19 protein-coding genes are annotated in these 20,555 nt (G+C 55.3%); 15 read left to right on the top strand and 4 right to left on the bottom strand.

Features of this window, described 5'->3' with window-relative positions; genetic code table 11:
• Window positions 1-102 precede the first annotated feature (102 nt).
• The 9 genes from AAEY27_RS11760 (at window position 103) to AAEY27_RS11720 (ending at window position 10,208) form a co-directional block, all read left to right on the top strand.
• Window positions 103-1,767 (top strand): ATP-dependent nuclease, encoded by a 1,665-nt coding sequence (locus AAEY27_RS11760; protein WP_342320704.1) that lies wholly within the window; start codon window positions 103-105, stop codon window positions 1,765-1,767.
• Window positions 1,764-2,684 (top strand): hypothetical protein, encoded by a 921-nt coding sequence (locus tag AAEY27_RS11755; protein WP_342320703.1) that lies wholly within the window; start codon window positions 1,764-1,766, stop codon window positions 2,682-2,684. The genes AAEY27_RS11760 and AAEY27_RS11755 overlap by 4 nt, the downstream gene beginning before the upstream one ends.
• 95 nt (window positions 2,685-2,779) lie before the next feature.
• On the top strand, window positions 2,780-4,186 hold the full coding sequence (locus AAEY27_RS11750; RefSeq protein ID WP_342320702.1) for a PLP-dependent aminotransferase family protein: 1,407 nt from the start codon (window positions 2,780-2,782) through the stop codon (window positions 4,184-4,186).
• A 175-nt stretch (window positions 4,187-4,361) separates the two neighbouring features.
• On the top strand, window positions 4,362-5,504 hold the full coding sequence (gene ydcS, locus AAEY27_RS11745; protein WP_342320701.1) for a putative ABC transporter substrate-binding protein YdcS: 1,143 nt from the start codon (window positions 4,362-4,364) through the stop codon (window positions 5,502-5,504).
• 18 nt (window positions 5,505-5,522) lie between these two features.
• Window positions 5,523-6,536 carry an ABC transporter ATP-binding protein gene (locus tag AAEY27_RS11740; RefSeq protein ID WP_342320700.1) on the top strand — a complete coding sequence of 338 codons (1,014 nt, stop codon included), beginning with the start codon at window positions 5,523-5,525 and terminating at the stop codon, window positions 6,534-6,536.
• Window positions 6,537-6,543: 7 nt separating this feature from the next.
• On the top strand, window positions 6,544-7,473 hold the full coding sequence (locus AAEY27_RS11735; RefSeq protein WP_342320698.1) for an ABC transporter permease: 930 nt from the start codon (window positions 6,544-6,546) through the stop codon (window positions 7,471-7,473).
• Window positions 7,463-8,251: an ABC transporter permease gene (locus AAEY27_RS11730; protein ID WP_342320697.1), complete on the top strand. Its 789-nt coding sequence runs from the start codon at window positions 7,463-7,465 to the stop codon at window positions 8,249-8,251. Before AAEY27_RS11735 ends, AAEY27_RS11730 begins: the two co-directional genes overlap by 11 nt.
• Before the next feature lie 24 nt (window positions 8,252-8,275).
• A complete protein-coding gene (patD, locus tag AAEY27_RS11725) occupies window positions 8,276-9,700 on the top strand; it encodes an aminobutyraldehyde dehydrogenase (RefSeq protein WP_342320696.1) in 1,425 nt (474 codons plus the stop codon).
• 286 nt (window positions 9,701-9,986) lie between these two features.
• Window positions 9,987-10,208: a hypothetical protein gene (locus AAEY27_RS11720; RefSeq protein ID WP_342320695.1), complete on the top strand. Its 222-nt coding sequence runs from the start codon at window positions 9,987-9,989 to the stop codon at window positions 10,206-10,208.
• 55 nt (window positions 10,209-10,263) lie between these two features.
• Here the strand turns inward: AAEY27_RS11720 and AAEY27_RS11715 are convergent, their stop codons facing one another.
• On the bottom strand, window positions 10,264-10,815 hold the full coding sequence (locus AAEY27_RS11715) for an ECs1072 family phage-associated protein (protein WP_342320694.1): 552 nt from the start codon (window positions 10,813-10,815) through the stop codon (window positions 10,264-10,266).
• Window positions 10,816-10,929: 114 nt separating this feature from the next.
• Here AAEY27_RS11715 and AAEY27_RS11710 point away from each other — a divergent pair, with 114 nt between their 5' ends.
• From AAEY27_RS11710 to AAEY27_RS11700, 3 genes are all read left to right on the top strand, one after another.
• Window positions 10,930-11,223 (top strand): hypothetical protein, encoded by a 294-nt coding sequence (locus tag AAEY27_RS11710; RefSeq protein ID WP_425294630.1) that lies wholly within the window; start codon window positions 10,930-10,932, stop codon window positions 11,221-11,223.
• Window positions 11,224-11,421: 198 nt separating this feature from the next.
• Window positions 11,422-12,288, top strand: a complete 867-nt coding sequence (locus tag AAEY27_RS11705; protein WP_342320693.1) for an alpha/beta fold hydrolase — start codon at window positions 11,422-11,424, stop codon at window positions 12,286-12,288.
• Between the two features lie 204 nt (window positions 12,289-12,492).
• Window positions 12,493-12,666, top strand: a complete 174-nt coding sequence (locus AAEY27_RS11700; RefSeq protein ID WP_071925283.1) for a GhoT/OrtT family toxin — start codon at window positions 12,493-12,495, stop codon at window positions 12,664-12,666.
• On the opposite strand, the gene AAEY27_RS11695 is transcribed toward AAEY27_RS11700, so the two are convergent.
• On the bottom strand, window positions 12,655-13,593 hold the full coding sequence (locus AAEY27_RS11695; protein WP_425294629.1) for an aromatic alcohol reductase: 939 nt from the start codon (window positions 13,591-13,593) through the stop codon (window positions 12,655-12,657). The genes AAEY27_RS11700 and AAEY27_RS11695 overlap by 12 nt on opposite strands.
• Window positions 13,594-13,676: 83 nt before the next feature.
• Between AAEY27_RS11695 and AAEY27_RS11690 the strand changes: the two genes are divergently transcribed.
• From AAEY27_RS11690 to AAEY27_RS11680, 3 genes are all read left to right on the top strand, one after another.
• Entirely contained in the window at window positions 13,677-14,099 is a 423-nt protein-coding gene (locus tag AAEY27_RS11690) for a winged helix-turn-helix transcriptional regulator (RefSeq protein ID WP_342320691.1), read from the top strand.
• A gap of 114 nt (window positions 14,100-14,213) precedes the next feature.
• On the top strand, window positions 14,214-14,348 hold the full coding sequence (locus tag AAEY27_RS11685; protein ID WP_425294678.1) for a GhoT/OrtT family toxin: 135 nt from the start codon (window positions 14,214-14,216) through the stop codon (window positions 14,346-14,348).
• Window positions 14,349-14,413: 65 nt separating this feature from the next.
• Window positions 14,414-15,172, top strand: coding sequence for an alpha/beta fold hydrolase (locus AAEY27_RS11680; RefSeq protein ID WP_342320689.1), 759 nt, complete (start codon window positions 14,414-14,416; stop codon window positions 15,170-15,172).
• 223 nt (window positions 15,173-15,395) lie between these two features.
• Here the strand turns inward: AAEY27_RS11680 and AAEY27_RS11675 are convergent, their stop codons facing one another.
• Both AAEY27_RS11675 and AAEY27_RS11670 read right to left on the bottom strand, forming a co-directional pair.
• The gene (locus tag AAEY27_RS11675; RefSeq protein WP_342320688.1) at window positions 15,396-17,573 is read right to left on the bottom strand and encodes a virulence factor SrfC family protein; all 2,178 of its coding nucleotides are present in this window, start codon (window positions 17,571-17,573) and stop codon (window positions 15,396-15,398) included.
• Complete coding sequence (locus AAEY27_RS11670) at window positions 17,570-20,551, bottom strand: virulence factor SrfB (RefSeq protein WP_342320686.1); 2,982 nt, start codon at window positions 20,549-20,551, stop codon at window positions 17,570-17,572. The genes AAEY27_RS11675 and AAEY27_RS11670 overlap by 4 nt, the downstream gene beginning before the upstream one ends.
• Between the last annotated feature and the right edge of the window lie 4 nt (window positions 20,552-20,555).

Below are 20,555 nucleotides of genomic sequence, written 5' to 3'. Positions count from 1 at the left end.
GACGAAGCGGCAACATGGCCTGCCGATTCCAGGCGTTGACAGCCGCCGCTGGCTGGCGGATTTTAGCGGCAATACGGGACGCTAAACGATGGCAGGAGCAACATGAGCGACGACAATTTCCTTTCCCTTTATCTGTGCCGGTCAGCACGGCAGGTGGTCAGTGAGACCGGCAATACGGGGATTTTTATCGGCGAAGCGTACTGGGATGACAACGGCGTAAACGCGCTGATGGATGTCTATATCAAACCCACCCGTGACGCGGAACCTTTCTTCACGCAAGCTTATATCGGCAGCCTGGCTGATATCCCGAAAAGGCGAAGCATGTTCGGCATCGAGCTGGGCATGATTGAAAGTCTGCTGGACGACGAATCACCCTACATTCGTTATCACGCCGACAGTTTCTTTTTCTTCACCTTGCTAAAAAGTTCAGAAAGCTACCGTGAGCTGGTCGACCGCTTCGGGCTAAAAGACGCGAAAAAGATCCTCGCAGCGCTTAACGATGTGGTCTTTCTTAAACATACGGGCGATCCACAAAACAAGCTCACAGAAATTACGCGCCGGGATGATTTTCGATACGCTTTTCTGCGCCACTACAGTTCCTGGTTTGCGTGGAATAACGCGGACACGATCCTTAACGGCATCAAACAAGAACAATTTGATGTGATGTCGCCCGTCATGAATATTCGTTTTCAGCGCAGGAACCTGGCCTCTGCGCACGATATTACCGTGCGCTTTAACTTTGACAGCCTGCTCCCGCAGCGCATGGCGGTGATCATCGGTAAAAATGGCGTTGGGAAAAGCCAGACGTTGGGCGAAATCACCACTGCGTTGCTCACCAACAGAACCCACTTTTCCGTTGATGGGGATGGCCAGCGTGTGCTGGTAAACCGCCTACTGGCTTTTTCCTCGGCCCAGCACCAAAGCAGCCCGTTTCCTTCAGACAGTGACGTTGAATCGCGTTACGCCATTGATTACCGACGTTTTTTGCTCAACGACATGTCCGGGATAACGCGAGCGTCGGTGGTCAGAACGATCCTCGAACTGGCAAGAGGCAAGCAGAAATTAGGGCGTAAAAGCCGCTGGGAGATGTTTCGTGAAGCGATCACCGCTATTGATAACAGTGGTGAAATTGCGCTGACGGTTGGTACAGACGATGTACCCATCACGCTGGATATGTTGAAAAAAATCAGCAAAGCGAACCCCGGCAAAGCGGTGCTCGACACGTATCGCGAAGCATCTGAAACGGCATGGCTTGTCCGTTATTCGAAAGGCGAAACGCATCCGCTCAGCAGCGGCGAAGGATGTTTTCTCGCCTTCGCTGCGCAAGTGTGCCGTCATATTGACAACGGCACGCTGGTACTGATTGATGAACCTGAAACCCATTTGCACCCGCAGTTTATTAGCCAGTTCGCCGACCTGCTGTATAACCTGCTGGAGATGAGCGGTTCGGTGGCGATTGTCGCCACCCATTCGGTCTACTTCGTGCGTGAAGTTAATCACGAACAGGTTATTGTTTTGCGCCAAAACGATAAAAATGAAGTCCATGTTGATGTGCCGATTCTGCGTACCTTAGGCGCGAACGTTGGCGCCATTTCGCGTTTTGTGTTTGGTCAGGATCAGCAAACCCGCCAGATCGAGCGCATCAAGAACACGTTGCTGGAAAAATACCGGGACAAAGGCTGGGAAGCGCTGGAGGCGGATTACGGCGATGTGCTCGCCAGCGAATTGTTATCTGCGCTGCGCATGGCAATGGAAGATGACCAATGAACCGCATAAAACTGATTGATCTGGACGACCAAACCAGGCTGGATGCCTTAGCGAAGAAAAGTGAAATCATCGGGAAAATTGGCAAACGGACGCGCGAGAAAGATATCAAAAACATCAAACTCGCTTACGATTTGTACAAACTTTCGCACGGCAACCCCGACAAAATCCTGGCCGGAATGGCCGACAAACCCATTAGCCGCAAGATGGGGGGCGCGCTGGCGCACTATTATAAAAATCCCACCGTAGACATTAATTTCATCGATACCATGCGCGAGGAGTTCAGCATTCGCACGTGCCCGATGTGCGGTTCGCTCGGCAGCGGTACGCTCGATCACTACTTGCCGCAAAAGCACAATAAAGCGTTTACCATTTTCTCGCTCAATCTGGTGCCCAGTTGCCTGTGTAACAGCAAAAAGGGCGTACGCCTGAAAGGGAAAAAGACCAACCAGCGCCTGTTACACCCCTATTTTGATGACTGCCTGCAACAGCGGCTGGTAAAAATCGACATCCATCACCCGGACACCACGCCCACGGTTTCTAGCCATGTGCTCGTCCCGCAAACAGATGCGGACTATGCCGCTGTCGAGTTTCATTTTGATACGTTGGTCAAAAAGAAAGTGGAGATGTACGCGCTGGAAAACTTCATCGATTTCTGTCGCCGTCCGGGGGATTTGATCAGTGCGTTGCAGCGCAATCCACGCGATAAAAACCATCTGCGTCGCATCATCGAAGATGAGCTGGAATCCAAAGACAATTACTTCAAATCGAAAAACAACTGGGTATCGCTGCTGCTGTTTGCCCTGCTGGATGACAACATTCTGACCTGGCTTGCCAGCAAACTTTGTGCGCCGGGTCGGGAACCCAATTCCCCGCTGGTGGCACGCAAAACATCAGGTTCATCGTTATTTTTGCTATAACAGCCACCGTTTCAAACCGGCATAACACAAACTGATATAGCACGCTGACAACGGGCGTGCCATGATAGAGCGGTCTTTCTACCGCGTGAATCATCATGAAAAAATACCAGCGCCTGGCGCAGCAAATCAGTGAACAAATCGAGCTTGGCGTTTGGCGTCCCGGCGAAAAACTGCCGTCGCTGCGCGAACAGGTCGCCAGCAGCGGGCTGAGTTTTATGACCGTCGGTCATGCGTATCAGTTGCTGGAAAGCCAGGGGCGGGTGATTGCCCGCCCGCAATCCGGGTATTTCGTCGCGCCAACGTCTGGCGTCACCCGCACGGTGGCGCCGAAAGTCACGCGCGATGAAGCCGTCGATATCAATACCTACATTTTCGATGTACTACAGGCGAGCTGTGACGCCTCGGTGCTGCCGTTTGGTTCCGCGTTTCCCGACCCGAAACTGTTTCCGATGCTGCAACTCAACCGCTCGCTGGCGAAAGTAAGCAAAAGCGCATCCGCGATGAGCGTGATTGAAAACCTTCCGCCGGGAAACAGCCAGTTGCGCCATGCCATTGCCCGCCGCTACGCCCGCCAGGGCATGAATATCTCCCCGAACGACATCGTCATTACCGCCGGCGCGCTGGAAGCGCTGAACCTCAGTTTGCAGGCGGTGACCGAACCGGGGGATTGGGTGATTATCGAAAGCCCCTGTTTTTACGGCGCGTTGCAGGCGCTGGAACGCTTAAAGCTGAAAGCACTGTCGGTACCGACCGATGTGAAAGAGGGTATCGATCTGGATGCGCTGGCGCAGGTGCTGGCGGAGTATCCGGTCAAAGCTTGCTGGCTAATGACCAACAGTCAGAACCCGCTGGGTTTCACCTTAAGCGCGGAGAAAAAAGCCCGGCTGGTTGAATTGCTGGCGGCACACAATGTCACGCTGATCGAAGACGATGTTTACAACGAGCTTTATTACGGGCGCGAACAGCCGCTACCGGCCAAAGCGTGGGATAAACAGGATATGACACTGCACTGCTCGTCATTCTCCAAATGCCTGGTTGCCGGGTTTCGCGTCGGTTGGGTGGCCGCTGGTCGCCACGCGCGGCGCATTCAGCAGTTGCAGTTAATGAGCACGTTATCGACCAGTTCGCCGCTGCAACTGGCGCTGGTCGATTATCTTTCCACCCACCATTACGACGCCCATTTGCGCCGTCTGCGCCGCCAGCTTGCCGAGCGCAAACATCTCGCCTGGCAGGCATTGTTACGCCATTTGCCGCCGGAGGTGAAAATCTACCGTAACGAAAGCGGCTATTTTTTATGGCTGGAGTTGCCGAACGGCCTGGATGCTGGCGAGCTTAGCCAGCAGGCGCTGGCGCACCATATCAGCATTGCGCCGGGCAAAATGTTTTCCACGTCCGACAACTGGCGATCGTTTTTTCGCTTTAACTGTGCCTGGGCATGGGGCGAAAAAGAGGAGCGGGCGGCTATTCGTTTAGGCGAATTAATTCGCCAGTTGATGAAGTAATCCATTCATTATTTTCCGCGCTTCGTTTGCTCTCATTCATATGAAATGTGAATAGCGACACAGATTCCGCGTTTCCGTTAACCCCTTGTCTTTACGCTGCGTCTACATTTCTAAAATAGGAGAAATTTTTACGGCACGGCTGCCGCATTTTATTCATTCGACAGGAGTAAAAATAATGAGCAAGAAATTTGCCCGCAGCAGCCTGTGTGCGCTGAGCCTGACGGTGATGACCGCGCACGCCGCCGAGCCAACCGACGTGGGAAAAGGAGAAGGGCGACTGGATATTATCGCCTGGCCGGGTTATATCGAACGCGGCCAGACTGATAAAGAATACGATTGGGTCACGCAGTTTGAAAAAGCGTCCGGCTGTGCGGTGAATGTGAAAACCGCCGCCACCTCCGATGAAATGGTTAGCCTGATGGCAAAAGGCGGTTATGACCTGGTGACCGCGTCCGGCGATGCGTCTTTACGCCTGATTATGGGCAAGCGCGTGCAGCCGATTAACACCGCGCTTATCCCCAACTGGAACACCCTCGATCCGAAACTGATCAAAGGCGCGTGGTTCAACGTTGACGGCAAAGTCTACGGCACGCCGTATCAGTGGGGACCGAACCTGCTGATGTACAACACCAAAACCTTCCCGACGCCGCCGGACAGCTGGGCGGTGGTGTTTGTGCAGCAAAATCTCCCGGATGGCAAAAGCAACAAAGGGCGCGTACAAGCTTACGATGGCCCGATTTATATCGCCGACGCCGCACTATTTTTAAAAGCTACCCAGCCGCAATTGGGCATTAAAGATCCGTACCAGCTTACCGAAGCGCAGTACCAGGCGGTGCTGAAAACCCTGCGCGACCAGCATTTGCTGATCCACCGCTACTGGCATGACACCACGGTGCAGATGAGCGACTTCAAAAACGAAGGTGTCGTCGCCTCCAGCGCCTGGCCGTATCAGGCGAATGCGCTGAAAGGCGAAAACCAGCCGATTGCCACGGTCTTTCCTAAAGAAGGCGTTACCGGTTGGGCGGACACCACCATGTTGCACGCGCAGGCAAAACATCCCAACTGCGCTTATAAGTGGATGAACTGGTCGCTGAAGCCAAAAGTACAGGGTGATGTCGCCGCCTGGTTTGGTTCGCTGCCGGTGGTGCCACAAGGGTGTAAAGCCAGTCCGCTGTTGGGCGAAAAAGGCTGTGAAACCAACGGCTACAGCTTCTTTGACAAAATCGCTTTCTGGAAAACGCCGGTGGCTGAAGGGGGCAAATACGTGCCTTACAGCCGCTGGACACAGGATTACATCGCCATTATGGGCGGCCGTTAATCTGCCAGGAGCGAAGTCATGACGTATGCCGTTGAGTTTCTGGATGTCTCGCGTTTTTATGGCGACATCCGCGCGGTTGACGGCGTAAGCATCGCCGTTAACGACGGGGAATTTTTCTCTATGCTGGGGCCGTCCGGTTCCGGCAAAACCACCTGCCTGCGGCTGATTGCCGGGTTTGAGCAACTCAGTGGCGGGGCAATCCGCATATTCGGCCGTGAAGCCAGCGAACTGCCGCCCTGGGAACGCGACGTAAACACCGTTTTTCAGGATTACGCGCTGTTCCCACATATGTCGATTATCGATAACGTCGCCTACGGGTTGATGGTGAAAGGCATCGATAAAAAACAGCGCCACGCCCGCGCCCACGAGGCGCTGGAAAAGGTGGCGCTCGGTTTTGTGCATGCCCGTAAACCTTCCCAGCTTTCCGGTGGCCAGCGCCAGCGCGTGGCGATTGCCCGCGCATTGGTCAATCAACCGCGCGTGTTATTGCTTGATGAGCCGCTCGGCGCGCTGGATTTGAAACTGCGCGAGCAGATGCAGTTAGAGTTGAAAAAGCTGCAACAGGACCTTGGTATCACCTTTATTTTTGTCACCCACGATCAGGGCGAAGCGCTGTCGATGTCCGACCGCGTGGCGGTGTTCAATAACGGCAAGATCGAGCAGGTCGATACGCCGCGCGAGCTTTATTTGCGCCCGCGCACGCCGTTTGTCGCCGGGTTTGTCGGCACCTCTAATGTGTTTGACGCCGATCTGGCGAGCAAACTGTGCGGCATGAGCGGCACGTTTTCGCTGCGTCCGGAGCATATTCGCCTTAACGCGCCGGGGGAGATCGAAGTTAACGCGGTGGTGCAGGCGGTGCAGTACCAGGGCGCGGCAACGCGCTTTGAACTGGCGTTGGCGCACGGGGAGAAACTGCTGGTCAGCCAGGCGAACCTCTCCGATGCGCTGTTGCCGGAAACTCTCGCGCCCGGCCAACAGGTGCAGGTTTCCTGGTCGCGGGAAGCGATGGTGCCGTTGCAAGGCGCGGGGTAACAGGGCGATGAACGTGACGTCTTCCGTGCACCGCCGCGCCAGCCTGAGCGGTTTTTTCTGGCGCAAACCGCTGCTCGGGCTGGGGCTGTTGTTGCTCGGCCCGCTGATGTGGTTCGGGATTGTCTACTTCGGTTCGTTGCTCACACTTTTGTGGCAGGGTTTCTACACCTTCGATGATTTCACCATGTCGGTGACGCCGGATTTGACGCTGGCAAATTTGCGGGCGCTGTTCAACCCGGCGAATTACGACATCATCCTGCGTACCTTGACGATGGCGATTGCGGTGACGGTGGCGAGCGCCATTTTGGCGTTTCCGATGGCGTGGTACATGGCGCGTTATGCGGTGGGCAAATGGAAAGCCTTCTTTTATATCGCGGTGATGCTGCCGATGTGGGCGAGCTACATCGTTAAAGCGTACGCCTGGACATTGTTGCTGGCGCGCGATGGCGTCGCGCAGTGGTTTTTAAGCCATCTGGGGCTGGAGCCGTTGTTGAGCGCGTTTCTGACGCTGCCCGCGGTGGGCGGCAACACCTTGTCCACCTCTGGTCTCGGGCGTTTTCTGGTGTTCGTCTATATCTGGCTGCCGTTTATGATTTTGCCGATTCAGGCTGCGCTCGAACGGTTGCCGCCGTCGCTGTTGCAGGCGTCGGCGGATTTGGGCGCGCACCCGCGCCAGACGTTCCGTTATGTGGTGCTGCCGCTGGCGATTCCGGGCGTGGCGGCCGGGTCGATTTTTACCTTCTCGCTGACGCTGGGCGATTTTATTGTCCCGCAACTGGTCGGCCCGCCGGGCTACTTTATTGGCAACATGGTCTATTCGCAGCAAGGGGCGATTGGCAACATGCCGATGGCCGCCGCGTTTACCCTTGTGCCGATGGTGTTGATTGCCCTTTATCTGGCGTTTGTAAAACGTCTTGGAGCGTTCGATGCACTCTGACCGCGCACCGTTTTTGCTCAAAATTGCCGCCTGGGGCGGCGTTATCTTTCTGCACTTTCCGCTTTTGATCATCGCCATCTATGCTTTCAATACCGAAGACGCGGCGTTTAGCTTCCCGCCGCAGGGCTTTACGCTGCGCTGGTTTAGCGTGGCGGCGGGACGGGGGGATATTCTCGAAGCCGTGACACTGTCACTGCAAATCGCGGCGCTGGCGACGGTTATCGCCTTGATTCTTGGCACGCTTGCTGCAATGGCGTTATGGCGCAGCGATTTTTTCGGCAAAAACGCTATTTCGCTATTGCTGCTGTTACCGATTGCGTTGCCGGGGATCATCACCGGCCTGGCGCTGTTGACGGCCTTCAAGACCGTCGACCTGGAGCCAGGTTTTTTCACCATTGTCGTCGGGCATGCGACGTTCTGCGTGGTAGTGGTATTTAACAACGTCATCGCCCGGTTCCGGCGTACGTCGTGGAGCCTGGTGGAAGCGTCGATGGATTTGGGTGCCGACGGCTGGCAAACCTTCCGCTATGTGGTGTTGCCGAATCTGGGATCGGCACTGCTGGCCGGGGGCATGCTGGCGTTTGCGCTCTCGTTTGATGAAATCATTGTCACGACGTTTACCGCAGGCCATGAGCGCACATTGCCGCTGTGGTTACTGAACCAACTCGGTCGCCCACGCGATGTGCCGGTGACCAATGTCGTCGCGCTGTTGGTGATGCTGGTGACGACCATTCCGATTCTGGGTGCCTGGTGGCTGACCCGTGATACCGACAAATAACTGACCAAGCAAAAGGACAGAACTATGCAACATCAACTGTTTATCAATGGGGAACTGGTTAACGGCGAAGGCGAGAAGCAGGCCGTCTATAACCCTGCCACCGGTGAAGTGTTGCTGGAAATCGCCGAAGCGTCCGCCGCGCAGGTGGACGCTGCTGTCAACGCTGCCGACAGCGCCTTTGACGCATGGGGGCAAACCACGCCGAAAGCGCGTGCCGAGTGCCTGCTGCAATTGGCGCAGGTGATCGAAGATGACGCCGAAATGTTCGCCCGCCTGGAGTCGCTGAACTGCGGCAAGCCGCTGCACTGCGTGTTGAATGATGAAATCCCGGCGGTGGTCGATGTGTTTCGCTTTTTCGCGGGCGCCGCGCGTTGCCTGAACGGGCTGGCGGCGGGCGAGTATCTGGAAGGGCATACCTCGATGATCCGCCGCGATCCGCTGGGCGTGGTGGCATCCATTGCGCCGTGGAACTACCCGTTGATGATGGCGGCCTGGAAACTCGCCCCGGCGCTGGCGGCGGGTAACTGCGTGGTGATCAAACCCTCCGAAATCACGCCGCTTAGCCTGTTGAAACTGGCCGAGCTTGCGAAAGATATCTTCCCGGCCGGCGTGCTGAATGTGCTGTTTGGTCGGGGGAAAACGGTGGGCGATCCGCTGACCGGCCATGAAAAAGTGCGCATGGTGTCGCTGACCGGGTCGATTGCCACGGGCGCGCACATTATTGGGCACACCGCGTCGTCGATTAAGCGCACGCATATGGAACTTGGTGGCAAAGCGCCGGTGATCGTGTTTGACGATGCGGATCTTGACGCGGTGGTGGAAGGCGTGCGCACGTTTGGTTTTTACAATGCCGGGCAGGATTGCACCGCGGCGTGCCGAATTTACGCGCAGAAGGGCGTTTATGACGCGCTGGTGGAGAAACTCGGCGCGGCGGTTGCCAGCCTGAAAATGGGCGCGCCGGACGACGAAACCACCGAACTGGGGCCGCTCAGTTCGCAAACGCATCTGGCGCGAGTGGCGAAAGCGGTCGATGAAGCTAAAGCGTTAAGCCATATCCGCGTGGTCACCGGCGGCAATAAACACGACGGCGCAGGCTATTTCTTCCAGCCAACATTGCTCGCCGGGGCGAAACAGGAAGATGCGATTGTGCAGCGCGAAGTTTTCGGTCCGGTGGTCAGCGTAACGGTGTTCGATGACGAACAGCAGGTGCTTGGCTGGGCTAACGATTCGCAATATGGGCTGGCGTCATCAGTGTGGACCAAAGATGTCGGTCGGGCGCATCGCATGAGCGCGCGTTTGCAATATGGCTGCACCTGGGTGAATACCCATTTTATGCTGGTTAGCGAAATGCCTCACGGCGGACAGAAACTCTCCGGCTACGGCAAAGATATGTCGCTGTATGGCCTTGAGGATTACACCGTCGTACGCCACGTGATGATCAAGCATTAAGGTAAATCGGCGCCACGGAAGGCGCTAAAACCTTATAAAGCATGAGGTATATCTCATAGTGGATTTGGGCACTGTTGTTATTTTTGTAAAACTGATTTAATTATTAACAGCCATTAGCGGCGTGGCTTATTACTTTATTTTAAAAAAACCGCAAACAGATATTTACCGGCTTACCTTTACCTAAACCACTGTCACACAGGTGCCATCTTTGTGCCTGCTGGCAGTCATTGTTGTAGCCGAGAATATCTGGCTTTTTATAAAAAATCAGGCAGGGGAAGATACAATAATGAGTAAAATCGTAGTCGTGCTGATTCCCGGGCGCGCGTCGGAGTTTTTGACGGTGGATGACGGCGAAACCTCGGTGACGTGGGCGTTGGTAGGCATTGAGGGCGGGGCGACGAGCAGTAGCATACCCATTGAATCTTACTGGTGTGAAGGCGAAGAGTTTTATTTCGTCCGCGTTGAGAATATCGCAGGTGACGAACTGACGACCAGTACACTGCATTAAAAATAAGGGCTCGGATGAGCCCTTACTTATTTAATAATTTAATTAATTCGCAGACTTATCTTTTCAGAAAAATTTCGTTTTCGCGGGGCGCCCAATCTTTCTCTGAAAAGTCATATGTTGGCATCGGTTCATCTTTTACCCCTTGCGAGCGCAGCACGGCGCGTACTTCCGCCGGTAAGTTTTCATCACGGAATAATTCCGCCAACACAAACAAGGTGTCGATAAAAGAGAGTTGTTTTACTTCAAAAGGTTTCCAGCCGGTGCGTTTAAATATCAAATGGTAAAGCGCTTCTTCACCGGCAAGGGGAACAAAACTGCTGGCATACTTTTCGCGATGGCGTGCAAGCAGCACTTCCAGAATAAAAATCTGCGCGATGCGCTGCCTGGCAGCGTCACCCCGTGCGCTATCTGTGGTCATATCGATATGCGTTATGTCATTGTTTTCACGCACCCGAACTTCGATGGCCTGCCACAGGTCGTCATATTTCTGCATAACCTTACCTTGTCTTATCTGATGTATGCCTGCTGGTAGACAATAACAGAGACTTTCCGCTGTCGCCAAATATCCCGGTACCCCTTTAATGGGATTCGATATTAAAATCAACACCTAAGCTAAATCTCATGGTGGATATAATCTCTGCCAGCGAATGTGCGTTTCGTCAATATTCATTCATTGCAGGAATAATAATCTGTGCATTCATACCTTCGCAGGATAATAAAAATGAAAATACGAGTGATGTTGTGGGGCGTTATTGCTGCTGCCAGCGTGTTTATGGCGACAGAAGGGATGGCAAAAACACAGGCGCTGTCCGATGCGCAGGTGAAAAAAGAGATTATTGCCGAATCCATTGCCCAGTACCCCGGCACCTGTGCATGCCCGTTCAACCAGGCCCGCAATGGTAGTTCATGCGGTAAGCGCAGTGCCTGGAGCAGAGCGGGAGGCTATTCGCCCATTTGTTACGCCGATGAAGTCAGCAAAGAGATGATTAAGGAGTGGCGCGAGCGTCAGCGTTAATCCCAGTTTGTGCGTCGCAGGGGACACGCTCACGCCTCTGCGATTCACTCCGGCCAACCTCACATAAAGCCTTACACTTTGTTAACAGTGCTGGCTACTTATCCATACGTTTTTTCAATACATTCGAATCGTACAAAGTTTGACCTGATTCAGTGCTGAATTTTCCAGCGTTACGTATATCCAACAGAGGTTTATATAATGCAGATTTCAGTGGGTGATATAGGGTTGTGGTTCGATGTTGATGGCGCAAAGCTTGTTGCTGAGAACGGTAAACTGGCTGAGCGCAATACCGTTATTGTGCTGCATGGCGGGCCGGGGTTTGATCACGGCTACCTGAAACCGGAAATGCAGAGACTGGCCGAAAACGCGCAGGTCATTTTTATCGATCAGCGTGGGCAGGGCCGAAGTGATACAGGCGATCAGGCGGACTGGTGTCTTGATCAGTGGGCTGATGACGTGGCGGCATTCTGCGAAGTGCTGAATATCCAAAAGCCGATTCTGCTTGGGACGTCATTCGGTGGTTTCGTTGCGCTCGCCACCGCAGTGCGGCATCCGGAGCTTGCATCCGGCCTGATTATTGTTTCGTCGGCGGCGCATATCGAGCGAGACGCCGTGATTAACCGGTTTGGCGAACTGGGAGGGGAAGCGGCGGCCAATGCGGCGAACGCGTTGTTTAGCAGTATGAATGAGACAAGCATCGCCCAATTTACGCAGCACTGCATACCGCTCTATTCGCGTAAAGATGCGGTCGGGATGATGACGAAGCTGGGGCAATCGATTATGCGTCTTGAACTGCAAGCGCATTTCTTTAGTCCCGATGGCGAAATGGGGCGATTCGACTATCGTGCCGGCTTGCGTAGCTGTCGGGTTCCGACGCTCATGCTGCACGGCGAATTAGATCCGATAATTCCGACCCGCTTCGCAAAAGAGACCGCCCTCTGCTTCCCGAAAGGGGTTGCACAATTGATTACATACCCAGGCTGTGCGCACGATCTTGTCAGTGATTGCTGGGGTGATATTCATGCTGAGATGACGCGATTCATCACGGATCTCAATGCCTGGTAACGCGCCAACACCATGAATTGATCACTGGGTTTTGATTGTCCTTTCTCACCACCTCTCAGGAGATGGTGAGGAACCATTTGCTCATCAAGACGTTAGATCAAAATCCACGTTCACATCGAAACTTAGAAAAGTAATTAAACTTGATATATGTCAACAAAAAGAGCATATTGCGCACGTTTTGTTACTTCTGGGTTAATGTTTGTCATGTCGTTATACCAAAAAATGTTGGTTTTCTACTTTGTTATGGCGCTGATTTGCGCTCTGATCACCTGGTTCCTTTCCCATGACCGTAAGCGCATCCGCCTGTTGAGCGCGTTTTTGGTCGGCTCAACGTGGCCGATGAGTTTTCCGGTTGCGCTGTTGTTCTCAATATTCTGATCTGGCGTAATTATCGGTAAGCCATTGCGCGGCGGTGGTGGTTTCAATTCCCTGCTGCGCATTAAAGGTATCCGCCTTGTTCCATGCCACGCCATCAGGCCGCGCAAAGGCGAGGCGATATTTCGCGGCGACATCATCCGGGTTGTTGCGCACATCCTCGCGCAGCTTTTCGTTATCCAGCAATTGCCGCGTCATTTCACCGCCCCAACGTTTCTGCATTAAATCCGCCAGCGCGCGCCAGGTCAGCGTATCTCCCGCGATATACACAATTTCATTTCGCAACAGGGGTTGATGGAAAAAGATTTCCGCCGTCAATGTGCCGATATCGTCCGGGGTGGTCAGTGTCAGCGCATAATCCCATGACCCGAGGCCGTACACAGTGCGGCGGGCTTCGTCCACCACGCCAAAGCTCGGTTCGAACAGATAACTGGTAAACATTCCGGTAGAGACAATCACCCATTCCGTTGCGGTTTGCGCGCGCAGAAGCGCGCGCACCTCAAGCTGTTCATCCCACACTTGCTGCCCGCTGCCTTTGCCTACTACGTCGTAATCAACGCCGAATTGCCACGGGAAATAGCGCGCCACGCCTGCGTTCAGCACCGCTTGGGTAATTTTACGTTGCGTGCCCGGCCCGCCGACAAAACCGCTGCAATTAATTACTGCGTCGAAAGGGCGGAAGCATTCGCTTAGCTCATCAATGGACTGTGCTTGTAAATCGCCGACGACGACGCCAATTCCCCATTTTTCCAGCGCATCAAGCCGGGTTTTGCGCGCGCCGGAATCGGCATACGCAGCTTCGCTTCTCAGCAACACGCTGATTTTTGTTTGCGTATTTTGCTGTGCTTTTTGGCTCATCGCCCGCAACACTGGCAGACCAAGTTCACCGGCGCCGAGGACTAAAACAGATTTTTCATGTGAATTCGTCATACTGATCTCCTGTTGTGTTGCATCAGCCTGACATGCAATAACGGCAGGGTTCAATTAGGCACACCGATGATACCGGAGGAGAAATGGCGTGGGATCGACAAGCAATGCTGCAATTTTCGAAAGTGGTTTGTGAAGAATTAAGCGACGACGATGACGGCTTGAAGAGGGAGATTTTGACCCATGCAGGCAACCGCTGGTCGCTTGGCGTGGTGCATATTTTGGGTACCAGTGGGCCTTTGCGCCACGCGGAAATTGGTCGCCGTCTGGAAGGGGTAACGCAACGAATGTTAACGCGCACATTGCGCCAACTGGAGCGGGACGGGCTAATTTCGCGCCACGATTACCAGGAGAAACACCCGCGCGTGGTCTATGCGGTGACTGAACAAGGGCAAGAAATGCTGATTCGCATGATGCCGTTATGGCAATGGATAATCAGTTCCGCCGACCATTTTCGTGCGGCGAGGGCGCACTATGATGAGGCGCAAAATCGAATATCGAAAGCGTGACGGCACAGACGATAACGCCTTGAAAAATCAGGCAGCATGTTAGACGAATGTTTACCTAAGGACAGGAGGCATACGGTGGATCTCTACATAAAGCTGCTCATTTTCTATGCTGTTATGGCGGTGCTCTGCGCAATCGCGACCTTTTTTCTTGCGAAAGAGAGCCGCAAAATTCGTCTGCTTAGCGCGGTGTTAGTTGGCGCAACCTGGCCAATCAGCTTTCCGGTGGCGTTATTGTTTTCACTGTTTTGATGTTGCTCGCAAACTTTCGCGGAAGTGCTGTATATAATGCCAGTATTACGCAAAAGGAGAGCCCGATGGACAATCTGTATTCCCACCACGCGCAAGGCCAGGTTCGCTGGCATTTTTTACCGGGTAAAGGCGACCCGGTGGTTTTTATTCATGGCCTTGGTTGCGCCTCTTCTTATGAATACCCGCGCGTGGTTGCCGACCCGGCATTTGGCGGCAGAAGTGCGGTGCTGATTGATCTTCCCGGCAGCGGTTTCAGTGAACGACCAGCCAGCTTTTCTTATCGCACGTCCGATCAGGCGCAGGTGGTTGTCGAAGTGTTCGATCATCTTGGGCTTAATGCCTTTTGGTTATACGGCCACAGCATGGGCGGCAGCATTGCGATTGAAGTTGCGTCGCTCATCCCGCGGCGCGTCAATGGGCTGGCGGTTTCCGAACCCAACTTTGCGCCGGGCGGCGGCATGTTCAGCCGCCAGGTGATGACCATGGATGAAGCTGACTTTGTGACCTGCGGTTATGCCGCGATGCTGGCGCAGGAAGAAACGCCGTGGGCAGGGTGTTTGCAAAGCAATGCGCCCTGGGCAGTGTGGCGGGGCGCGAAAAGTCTGGTCGACGGGATCGAACCGACCTGGATGACGTTATTTGTGAATTTTCCGCGCCCAAAAACGCTGATTTTCGGCGAGCTTTCCTTACCGGACAGCGACGCCGAAAGCGTGCAGCAGCAGGGCATTGATCTTAAAGTCATTCCACAAGCCGGGCATTCAATGTCATGGGAACAACCTGCGTTGTTGGCGAAGGCAATTGCGTCGTTTATCGGGGATGCCTGATAAACGAAGCACTGTCTGGCTCTTTGCCGGATGGCGGCTGACGCCGTATCCGTCACACGGTGCCGGGGATCATGTAGGCCCGATAAGCGTAGCGCCATCGGGCGTTTTGCCGGATGGCGGCTGACGCCTTATCCGGCCTACGGTGTCGGGTATCGTGTAGGCCCGATAAGCGCAGCGCCATCGGGCATTTTGCCGAATAGCGGCTGCGCCTTAATCGGCTTGGTTACGGCAGCAGCGTTTTTAATTGCTGACGCGCGGCCGGGCTGACATCCAACGGGTGGGTGTAACCGATGTTTTCGATCGCCCGGTTATACAGTGCCACCAGCCAGTCGTAGACGTAGCGCGTGGCGGCATGAACCGGCTGTTCGCTCAGGCGGGTCAGACGAGTTTCGCTGACGCCAACCGCCGCGGTGGCAAAAATGGTGCTGTCTTTCTGCACGCGACTTGCCGGGCGATTTTCCTGAGGCACCGACGCATAACCCAGCCAAGCGACAAAGTTACCGATGGCAGCATGCAACTGGGCGGCACAGGCGGTATCGCGCTGCATAATCTTCTGCAACTGCTCCGGCAGGTTCAGGCGATAACTGCTGACAATCACAATCTCCGCCATCTGGCGCAGCGCCGCCGGGCTTAACCCCAAACGCGCGGCGTTATCATCGTTGCGGCTCCACTGGCGAACATGGTTCACCCACAGCGCATGGGCTTGCTGCCCAACATCTTTTGACAACGCTTGCGGTTCGGCACTTTCCGCGGATTCGGCAAACAGATCGATCGCTTCATTAAACAGGCCGCTGACTTTCTCTTCGCGCGGCTGCTGCACTTTCCATAGCGCGTCGAATTGCTGCATATCCGGCAATAAACCTTCGAGTAACTCACCGTGACGCGAGGCCTGGCCTTGCAGTTCACGCACCACGGATTCGGCGAGCGTACGCTGCGTGGCGGCGTCTTTTTCCGCGCTGACCACCCAGGGTTGCAGCAGATCGCGCAGCGCACGCTGGTGGCGTTCGTTCAAGGCGGCTAACCGTTGCTGACGCAAAGCCGGCGCAGTCGCTTGTGCCAGCCACTCGAGCAGACGTTGCAGGCTGCTGGCATCCAGCGCCTGCAAGGTTCCCCAGTTCTGACCGGGTTTGCCAATCAGTTGCTGCACGCTTTCATCCAGGTTTTGCGCCAGCGTAAAGCGTGCGTCCTGCGGCGTGATCGCCCACACCAGGCCGGGTAATGCGGTGTCCTGGCCCGATTGCGTCTCTTTCACCCAATTGACTAACGCGCGCGCTGTCGCGGCGGTTTCGGAACGCTCCAGCGTGGCGTTGCAAATCATCAGCACGTCCGGCTGTAAACGCTGGCGATAATTTTCCAGCAACCAGCGGCACTTGCTGCGCCACAGCGGCTGGCCGTCTTGCGGGCCTGCCGCCGGGATATCCAGAAAATCGACTGACGGTAACACGCTGTTTTCCACCGGCAGCACCAGTTCGCGGGTGATCAGCGCGAGGGTATCAAGCGGAATACTGACTGCGTTGTGCAGTTGATCGTCCGACCACGGATGCACGACGACTTCATCGTGGATCGCTTCGCCATCGGCAACGGCAGGGGGGGTTAAAAAGCCGTCCGTCGGCAGCGCAAAGGTATCCACCAGAATACTGAGCGGCGCGGCGAGTTCTGCGGCGTTACCGGTTTGGTGCAGCGTGTGCGCCAATGAAAACCACTGCTGCGTCAGCTCTTGTTGCTCGCCCCACAACAGCGACCAGGCGCTGGCGCGGGCGCTAAGATCCAGCGACGGTAACAGACAGGCGAACTGGTACCACAAAGCATCGTCCATATGCTGTTGCGAGGAAGGGACGACCGACCGCCAGAAGCGGGCGATACCGCCAATCTCTTCTGCGGTGATCCCCGGAACCGCGTTTGGCTGGCGCAGGGCGCGCCATTTGGCGACGCGATTTTCAATAACCGCTTTATCCACTGCCCGCAAATCAGGCTGCTGATGCGCATGGACAATAAAAATCTGCACCAGTTCGGCTTCGCTGATAATGCGCAAACAGAGCGGGAAGCCTTCATCCATCGGCAAAACGTGCTGGCTAAAACGCAGCGCCATGCTGGTCAGCGCATGACCGGGGTTGATATGGGTGAAGTAATCCAGCGTTTTTTCGCCGGGGCGGACATTCAGCCGTCCGGTGCCATTGCCGCATAACGCAGCGAGTAGGTGGGCTTTTGCCGCCTGCGAATGACCATACAGACCAACGGTGCAGGGCGCGTCAACGGCCTCTCTCAGCACGTTTTCTTCGGCTGCAGCGGCGGTTAAACGCGCCAGCAGCGCGTCGGCATCATCATCCAGCAGCGGCGATTGTTGGCGATTCTCGTTAATCCATGCCGTTAATGCCTGGGTGGTTTTTACGCTCGCACTCATTTCAGGTACACACTCCCGCTGTCGATCCAGTAATGGCTTCCGCTATGGCGACGGTCGGCCAGCGTATTCAGTTTAAAGGTTAGCGCGTCGGCGGCGACCGGCGTGCCATCCTGTAACCAGGCTTCACTTAAGATGAACGATTCTGGCCCGAGGTGTTTGTTGCCACCGCTGAACTGTAAACGGACATTCAGCACGCCGTCACCGGCGATGGTTTTTGCCAGCTCCTGCGAGTTAATGCTCAGCGTATAGAGCGGTGTCGCAGGCCATCGGGCATTGGCAAGCTGGCGGAAACCGAGCGTGACATTGCCGCGCAGCGGGAAGTGTAGCCGCGCGTCCAACTTTGCGCCGGGCTTGTCCAGGTCAATATCGTGATACCAGATATTCTCATCGCGCAGCGTGTTAACCACGTTATCCAGCACGCCGAGATAGCGCACGGTGGAGTAGGCGCCAATATCCGCCGCTTTAAAGTTAAAGCGCGGCAGGCGCAGATCCAGCGCCAGGCTGCACAGCATTGCGCCGACGGCAGCGGTCGATTTCGGGTTGCCGATTTTGCCTTGTTGGCTAAACGGATACCACTCGTGAACGCGGTATTTATCCAGCCAGATCATGCGGTTAACCGGCACCGGTTGCAGGTGGCGAATCAGCGCCTGCACGCCCGGTAAACAACCGGGACGACCGGTGATCAACAGCACGTCGCAACAATAATGGCTGATGGCTTCGCAAACGGCATGCAGCGGCGCGGCGAGGGTGAATTGCCCGGCCAGCATCGCGTCCTGAAGCTCACGGAAATTAACTTGCAGCGGCACCGCCAGCACATCGAACTCCGCCGAACCGGCGGGCAGCGCATGATCGATCGCCTGCTTAAGGTAGTTCATCACATTGCGGGTAGGGTGCTGCTTAAGCAGATCGCCGAAGGTGGCGTACAACCCGGCTAACGGATCGTTGATGTCGCTCTCTTCCCAGGCGGCGAGAATCGCATGACCAACTGGCATAAACAGTTGCAGCGTGGTTTGCTGGCGCAGCACGGCCTGGGTGTCGATGCGCCCGGAGTCGCCAAACAGTGTCGCCATAATCGCGGCGGCATCGGTAATACCCGCTTTTTGCATCTGCGTTTGCAGCGCAGGCAACACGCAACGCTGAATAATATCCAACAGCACGTCATCGCCCGCGACTTTAAAACCTTCGCGGAACAGCAGTTGCGGGGTGATTTTGACATTGCTGCCGGTGCCATCATCAAGCTGATAATGGGTGATCGCCATATCGGTGGTGCCGCCGCCGATATCAATCGACGCCACGCGCAGTGAACGGCCTTGCACCGCGCCGGGCGCTTCTGCGCGATCCGGGCGGGCGAGAGAGGCGAAAAAGGTTTCGGTCTGCCCGGCAAAGCGGGAGATTGCTTCGTTATACAACCACACCAGTTGGCCGCAGCTCGCTTCGTCCCACTCCATCTGAATGTGCGGAACCGGCACCACACTTTTTTCCTGCTGTTTGCTGTTGGCAAAATCTTCATCCTGCGGATGCCAGCCCATCGCTTTCCACACCAGCGCGATCGCTTCAAACATGCGGCGGCGGAAAATCTCGCGTTCCTGTTTTGGCATTGCCGAAGGCAGGGTCAAAATAATGGTGCGTAACTGGCGCGGAGAAGCTGGGAAGCCCAAGCGCAGGCGGGTAGCGACGCTGTTGATCTGCCCGAGCGCCTGTGACAACAGTTCGCACAGCATATGGGTCATCAACGTGCTGCGACTGTATTGCGGTGAAAACACCGGTAAACGCTCATCCAGCGGCAGGCTGTACAGCGGCTGGCCTTCATCGTTCATCAGGTTCATCAGCGGGAAGGCGGTCGCCAGCGGTTCTCGCTGGGTTTTGCTGTTCATCTGGCTGAAACGCCAGTCCTGCAACACCGGGGTTTCATCCCACAGATAACGACGCGGGCTGGAGATACCGCTGTTGCCTTCGGTGCCGATGCGCTGCATTGCCAGTTTGCGGGCTTCATCGCCGACGCGCACGATGGACGGCCAGACGAAGGCGTCTTCGCGCCCACTTTCCACAGAGAAGTGTTGCTTACCAAAACGCGCTTCTGAAAACTCCAGGCGGCTGGTAAACAGCGGTTCATTAAGAAACTGCGGTTCGCTCAGCGAACGCACCTGCAACTCTGCGGTCTGGCGCAGGCCATCGTTGGCATCGCCGTGATCTTCGATGATCACGCCGCAGGTATGGGTATTGCCGACATCCAAAATCAAATCGACCGGAATCGCGGGCGTGCTGAGCGTATGTGTGACGATTTTCACTTCCGGCACCTGCAACTGCGTGCCGAGCAGCGACATCAGGTTCAGCCAGTGCGCCTGGTATTCAAAACCGCGCAGCGACTGGTTGATTTCGCGCTCGCTGCGGCTTTCATACTGCGTGATGTACTGCAAAAACGCTTCGCGCAGCCAACCATCAACCCAGGTTTGATCGAGAAAATCCGCCACTTCGTCATCGCGCCAGGCCAGCGAAAAACGGGTGCCGTTAAGAATATCGTTCTCCAGCGGCGCAAGAGCGGCTGGGGAGTTATCGTTAATTTGGCTGTCGAGCGCCAGTGCGATACGGTGCGTATTCCCGGCGCTGTCCGGTTCGGGCAGTTTACGGATCTGCACGCGCGCCCAGTTATCCGGGCCTTCAACGAAAGTGCGCGGCGGGTTAAAACGCAGGAACGGGATCGGCAGCCAGACGCCATCTAAAATCGACAGCGAATATTGCAATGAGTGGATGCTTTCAGGTTTCACCACTTCCGGCTGACCGCCTTCGCGGTTCGGCAGGGTGAAACGCTCATTCACCAGGTCAAAATCAAGCCGCAGCAGCGGGCCATTGGCGGTTTTACGCACAAAACGGCCACTGTTTGCCACGTCCTGCGGCGTCAGGCCAAAATCAAGAAACTGCACGCCGCTATTGGCAATCAGCGTGACGCTCTGTTTGTAGTCGCAAAGATTAACCAGCATAAAA

The organism is Kosakonia sp. BYX6, assembly GCF_038449125.1.
Taxonomy (GTDB): Bacteria; Pseudomonadota; Gammaproteobacteria; order Enterobacterales; family Enterobacteriaceae; genus Kosakonia; species Kosakonia calanthes.
This window is presented reverse-complemented; position numbering and strand designations above follow the sequence as displayed.

What these genes read in the sequence shown, in the direction of transcription:
- AAEY27_RS11760 (WP_342320704.1), top strand. Translation starts at nt 103, where the DNA reads ATGAGCGACGACAATTTCCTTTCCCTTTATCTGTGCCGGTCAGCACGG.
- AAEY27_RS11755 (WP_342320703.1), top strand. Translation starts at nt 1,764, where the DNA reads ATGAACCGCATAAAACTGATTGATCTGGACGACCAAACCAGGCTGGAT.
- AAEY27_RS11750 (WP_342320702.1), top strand. Translation starts at nt 2,780, where the DNA reads ATGAAAAAATACCAGCGCCTGGCGCAGCAAATCAGTGAACAAATCGAG.
- ydcS (WP_342320701.1), top strand. Translation starts at nt 4,362, where the DNA reads ATGAGCAAGAAATTTGCCCGCAGCAGCCTGTGTGCGCTGAGCCTGACG.
- AAEY27_RS11740 (WP_342320700.1), top strand. Translation starts at nt 5,523, where the DNA reads ATGACGTATGCCGTTGAGTTTCTGGATGTCTCGCGTTTTTATGGCGAC.
- AAEY27_RS11735 (WP_342320698.1), top strand. Translation starts at nt 6,544, where the DNA reads ATGAACGTGACGTCTTCCGTGCACCGCCGCGCCAGCCTGAGCGGTTTT.
- AAEY27_RS11730 (WP_342320697.1), top strand. Translation starts at nt 7,463, where the DNA reads ATGCACTCTGACCGCGCACCGTTTTTGCTCAAAATTGCCGCCTGGGGC.
- patD (WP_342320696.1), top strand. Translation starts at nt 8,276, where the DNA reads ATGCAACATCAACTGTTTATCAATGGGGAACTGGTTAACGGCGAAGGC.
- AAEY27_RS11720 (WP_342320695.1), top strand. Translation starts at nt 9,987, where the DNA reads ATGAGTAAAATCGTAGTCGTGCTGATTCCCGGGCGCGCGTCGGAGTTT.
- AAEY27_RS11710 (WP_425294630.1), top strand. Translation starts at nt 10,930, where the DNA reads ATGAAAATACGAGTGATGTTGTGGGGCGTTATTGCTGCTGCCAGCGTG.
- AAEY27_RS11705 (WP_342320693.1), top strand. Translation starts at nt 11,422, where the DNA reads ATGCAGATTTCAGTGGGTGATATAGGGTTGTGGTTCGATGTTGATGGC.
- AAEY27_RS11700 (WP_071925283.1), top strand. Translation starts at nt 12,493, where the DNA reads ATGTCGTTATACCAAAAAATGTTGGTTTTCTACTTTGTTATGGCGCTG.
- AAEY27_RS11695 (WP_425294629.1), bottom strand. Translation starts at nt 13,593, where the DNA reads ATGACGAATTCACATGAAAAATCTGTTTTAGTCCTCGGCGCCGGTGAA.
- AAEY27_RS11690 (WP_342320691.1), top strand. Translation starts at nt 13,677, where the DNA reads ATGGCGTGGGATCGACAAGCAATGCTGCAATTTTCGAAAGTGGTTTGT.
- AAEY27_RS11685 (WP_425294678.1), top strand. Translation starts at nt 14,214, where the DNA reads ATGGCGGTGCTCTGCGCAATCGCGACCTTTTTTCTTGCGAAAGAGAGC.
- AAEY27_RS11680 (WP_342320689.1), top strand. Translation starts at nt 14,414, where the DNA reads ATGGACAATCTGTATTCCCACCACGCGCAAGGCCAGGTTCGCTGGCAT.
- AAEY27_RS11675 (WP_342320688.1), bottom strand. Translation starts at nt 17,573, where the DNA reads ATGAGTGCGAGCGTAAAAACCACCCAGGCATTAACGGCATGGATTAAC.
- AAEY27_RS11670 (WP_342320686.1), bottom strand. Translation starts at nt 20,551, where the DNA reads ATGCTGGTTAATCTTTGCGACTACAAACAGAGCGTCACGCTGATTGCC.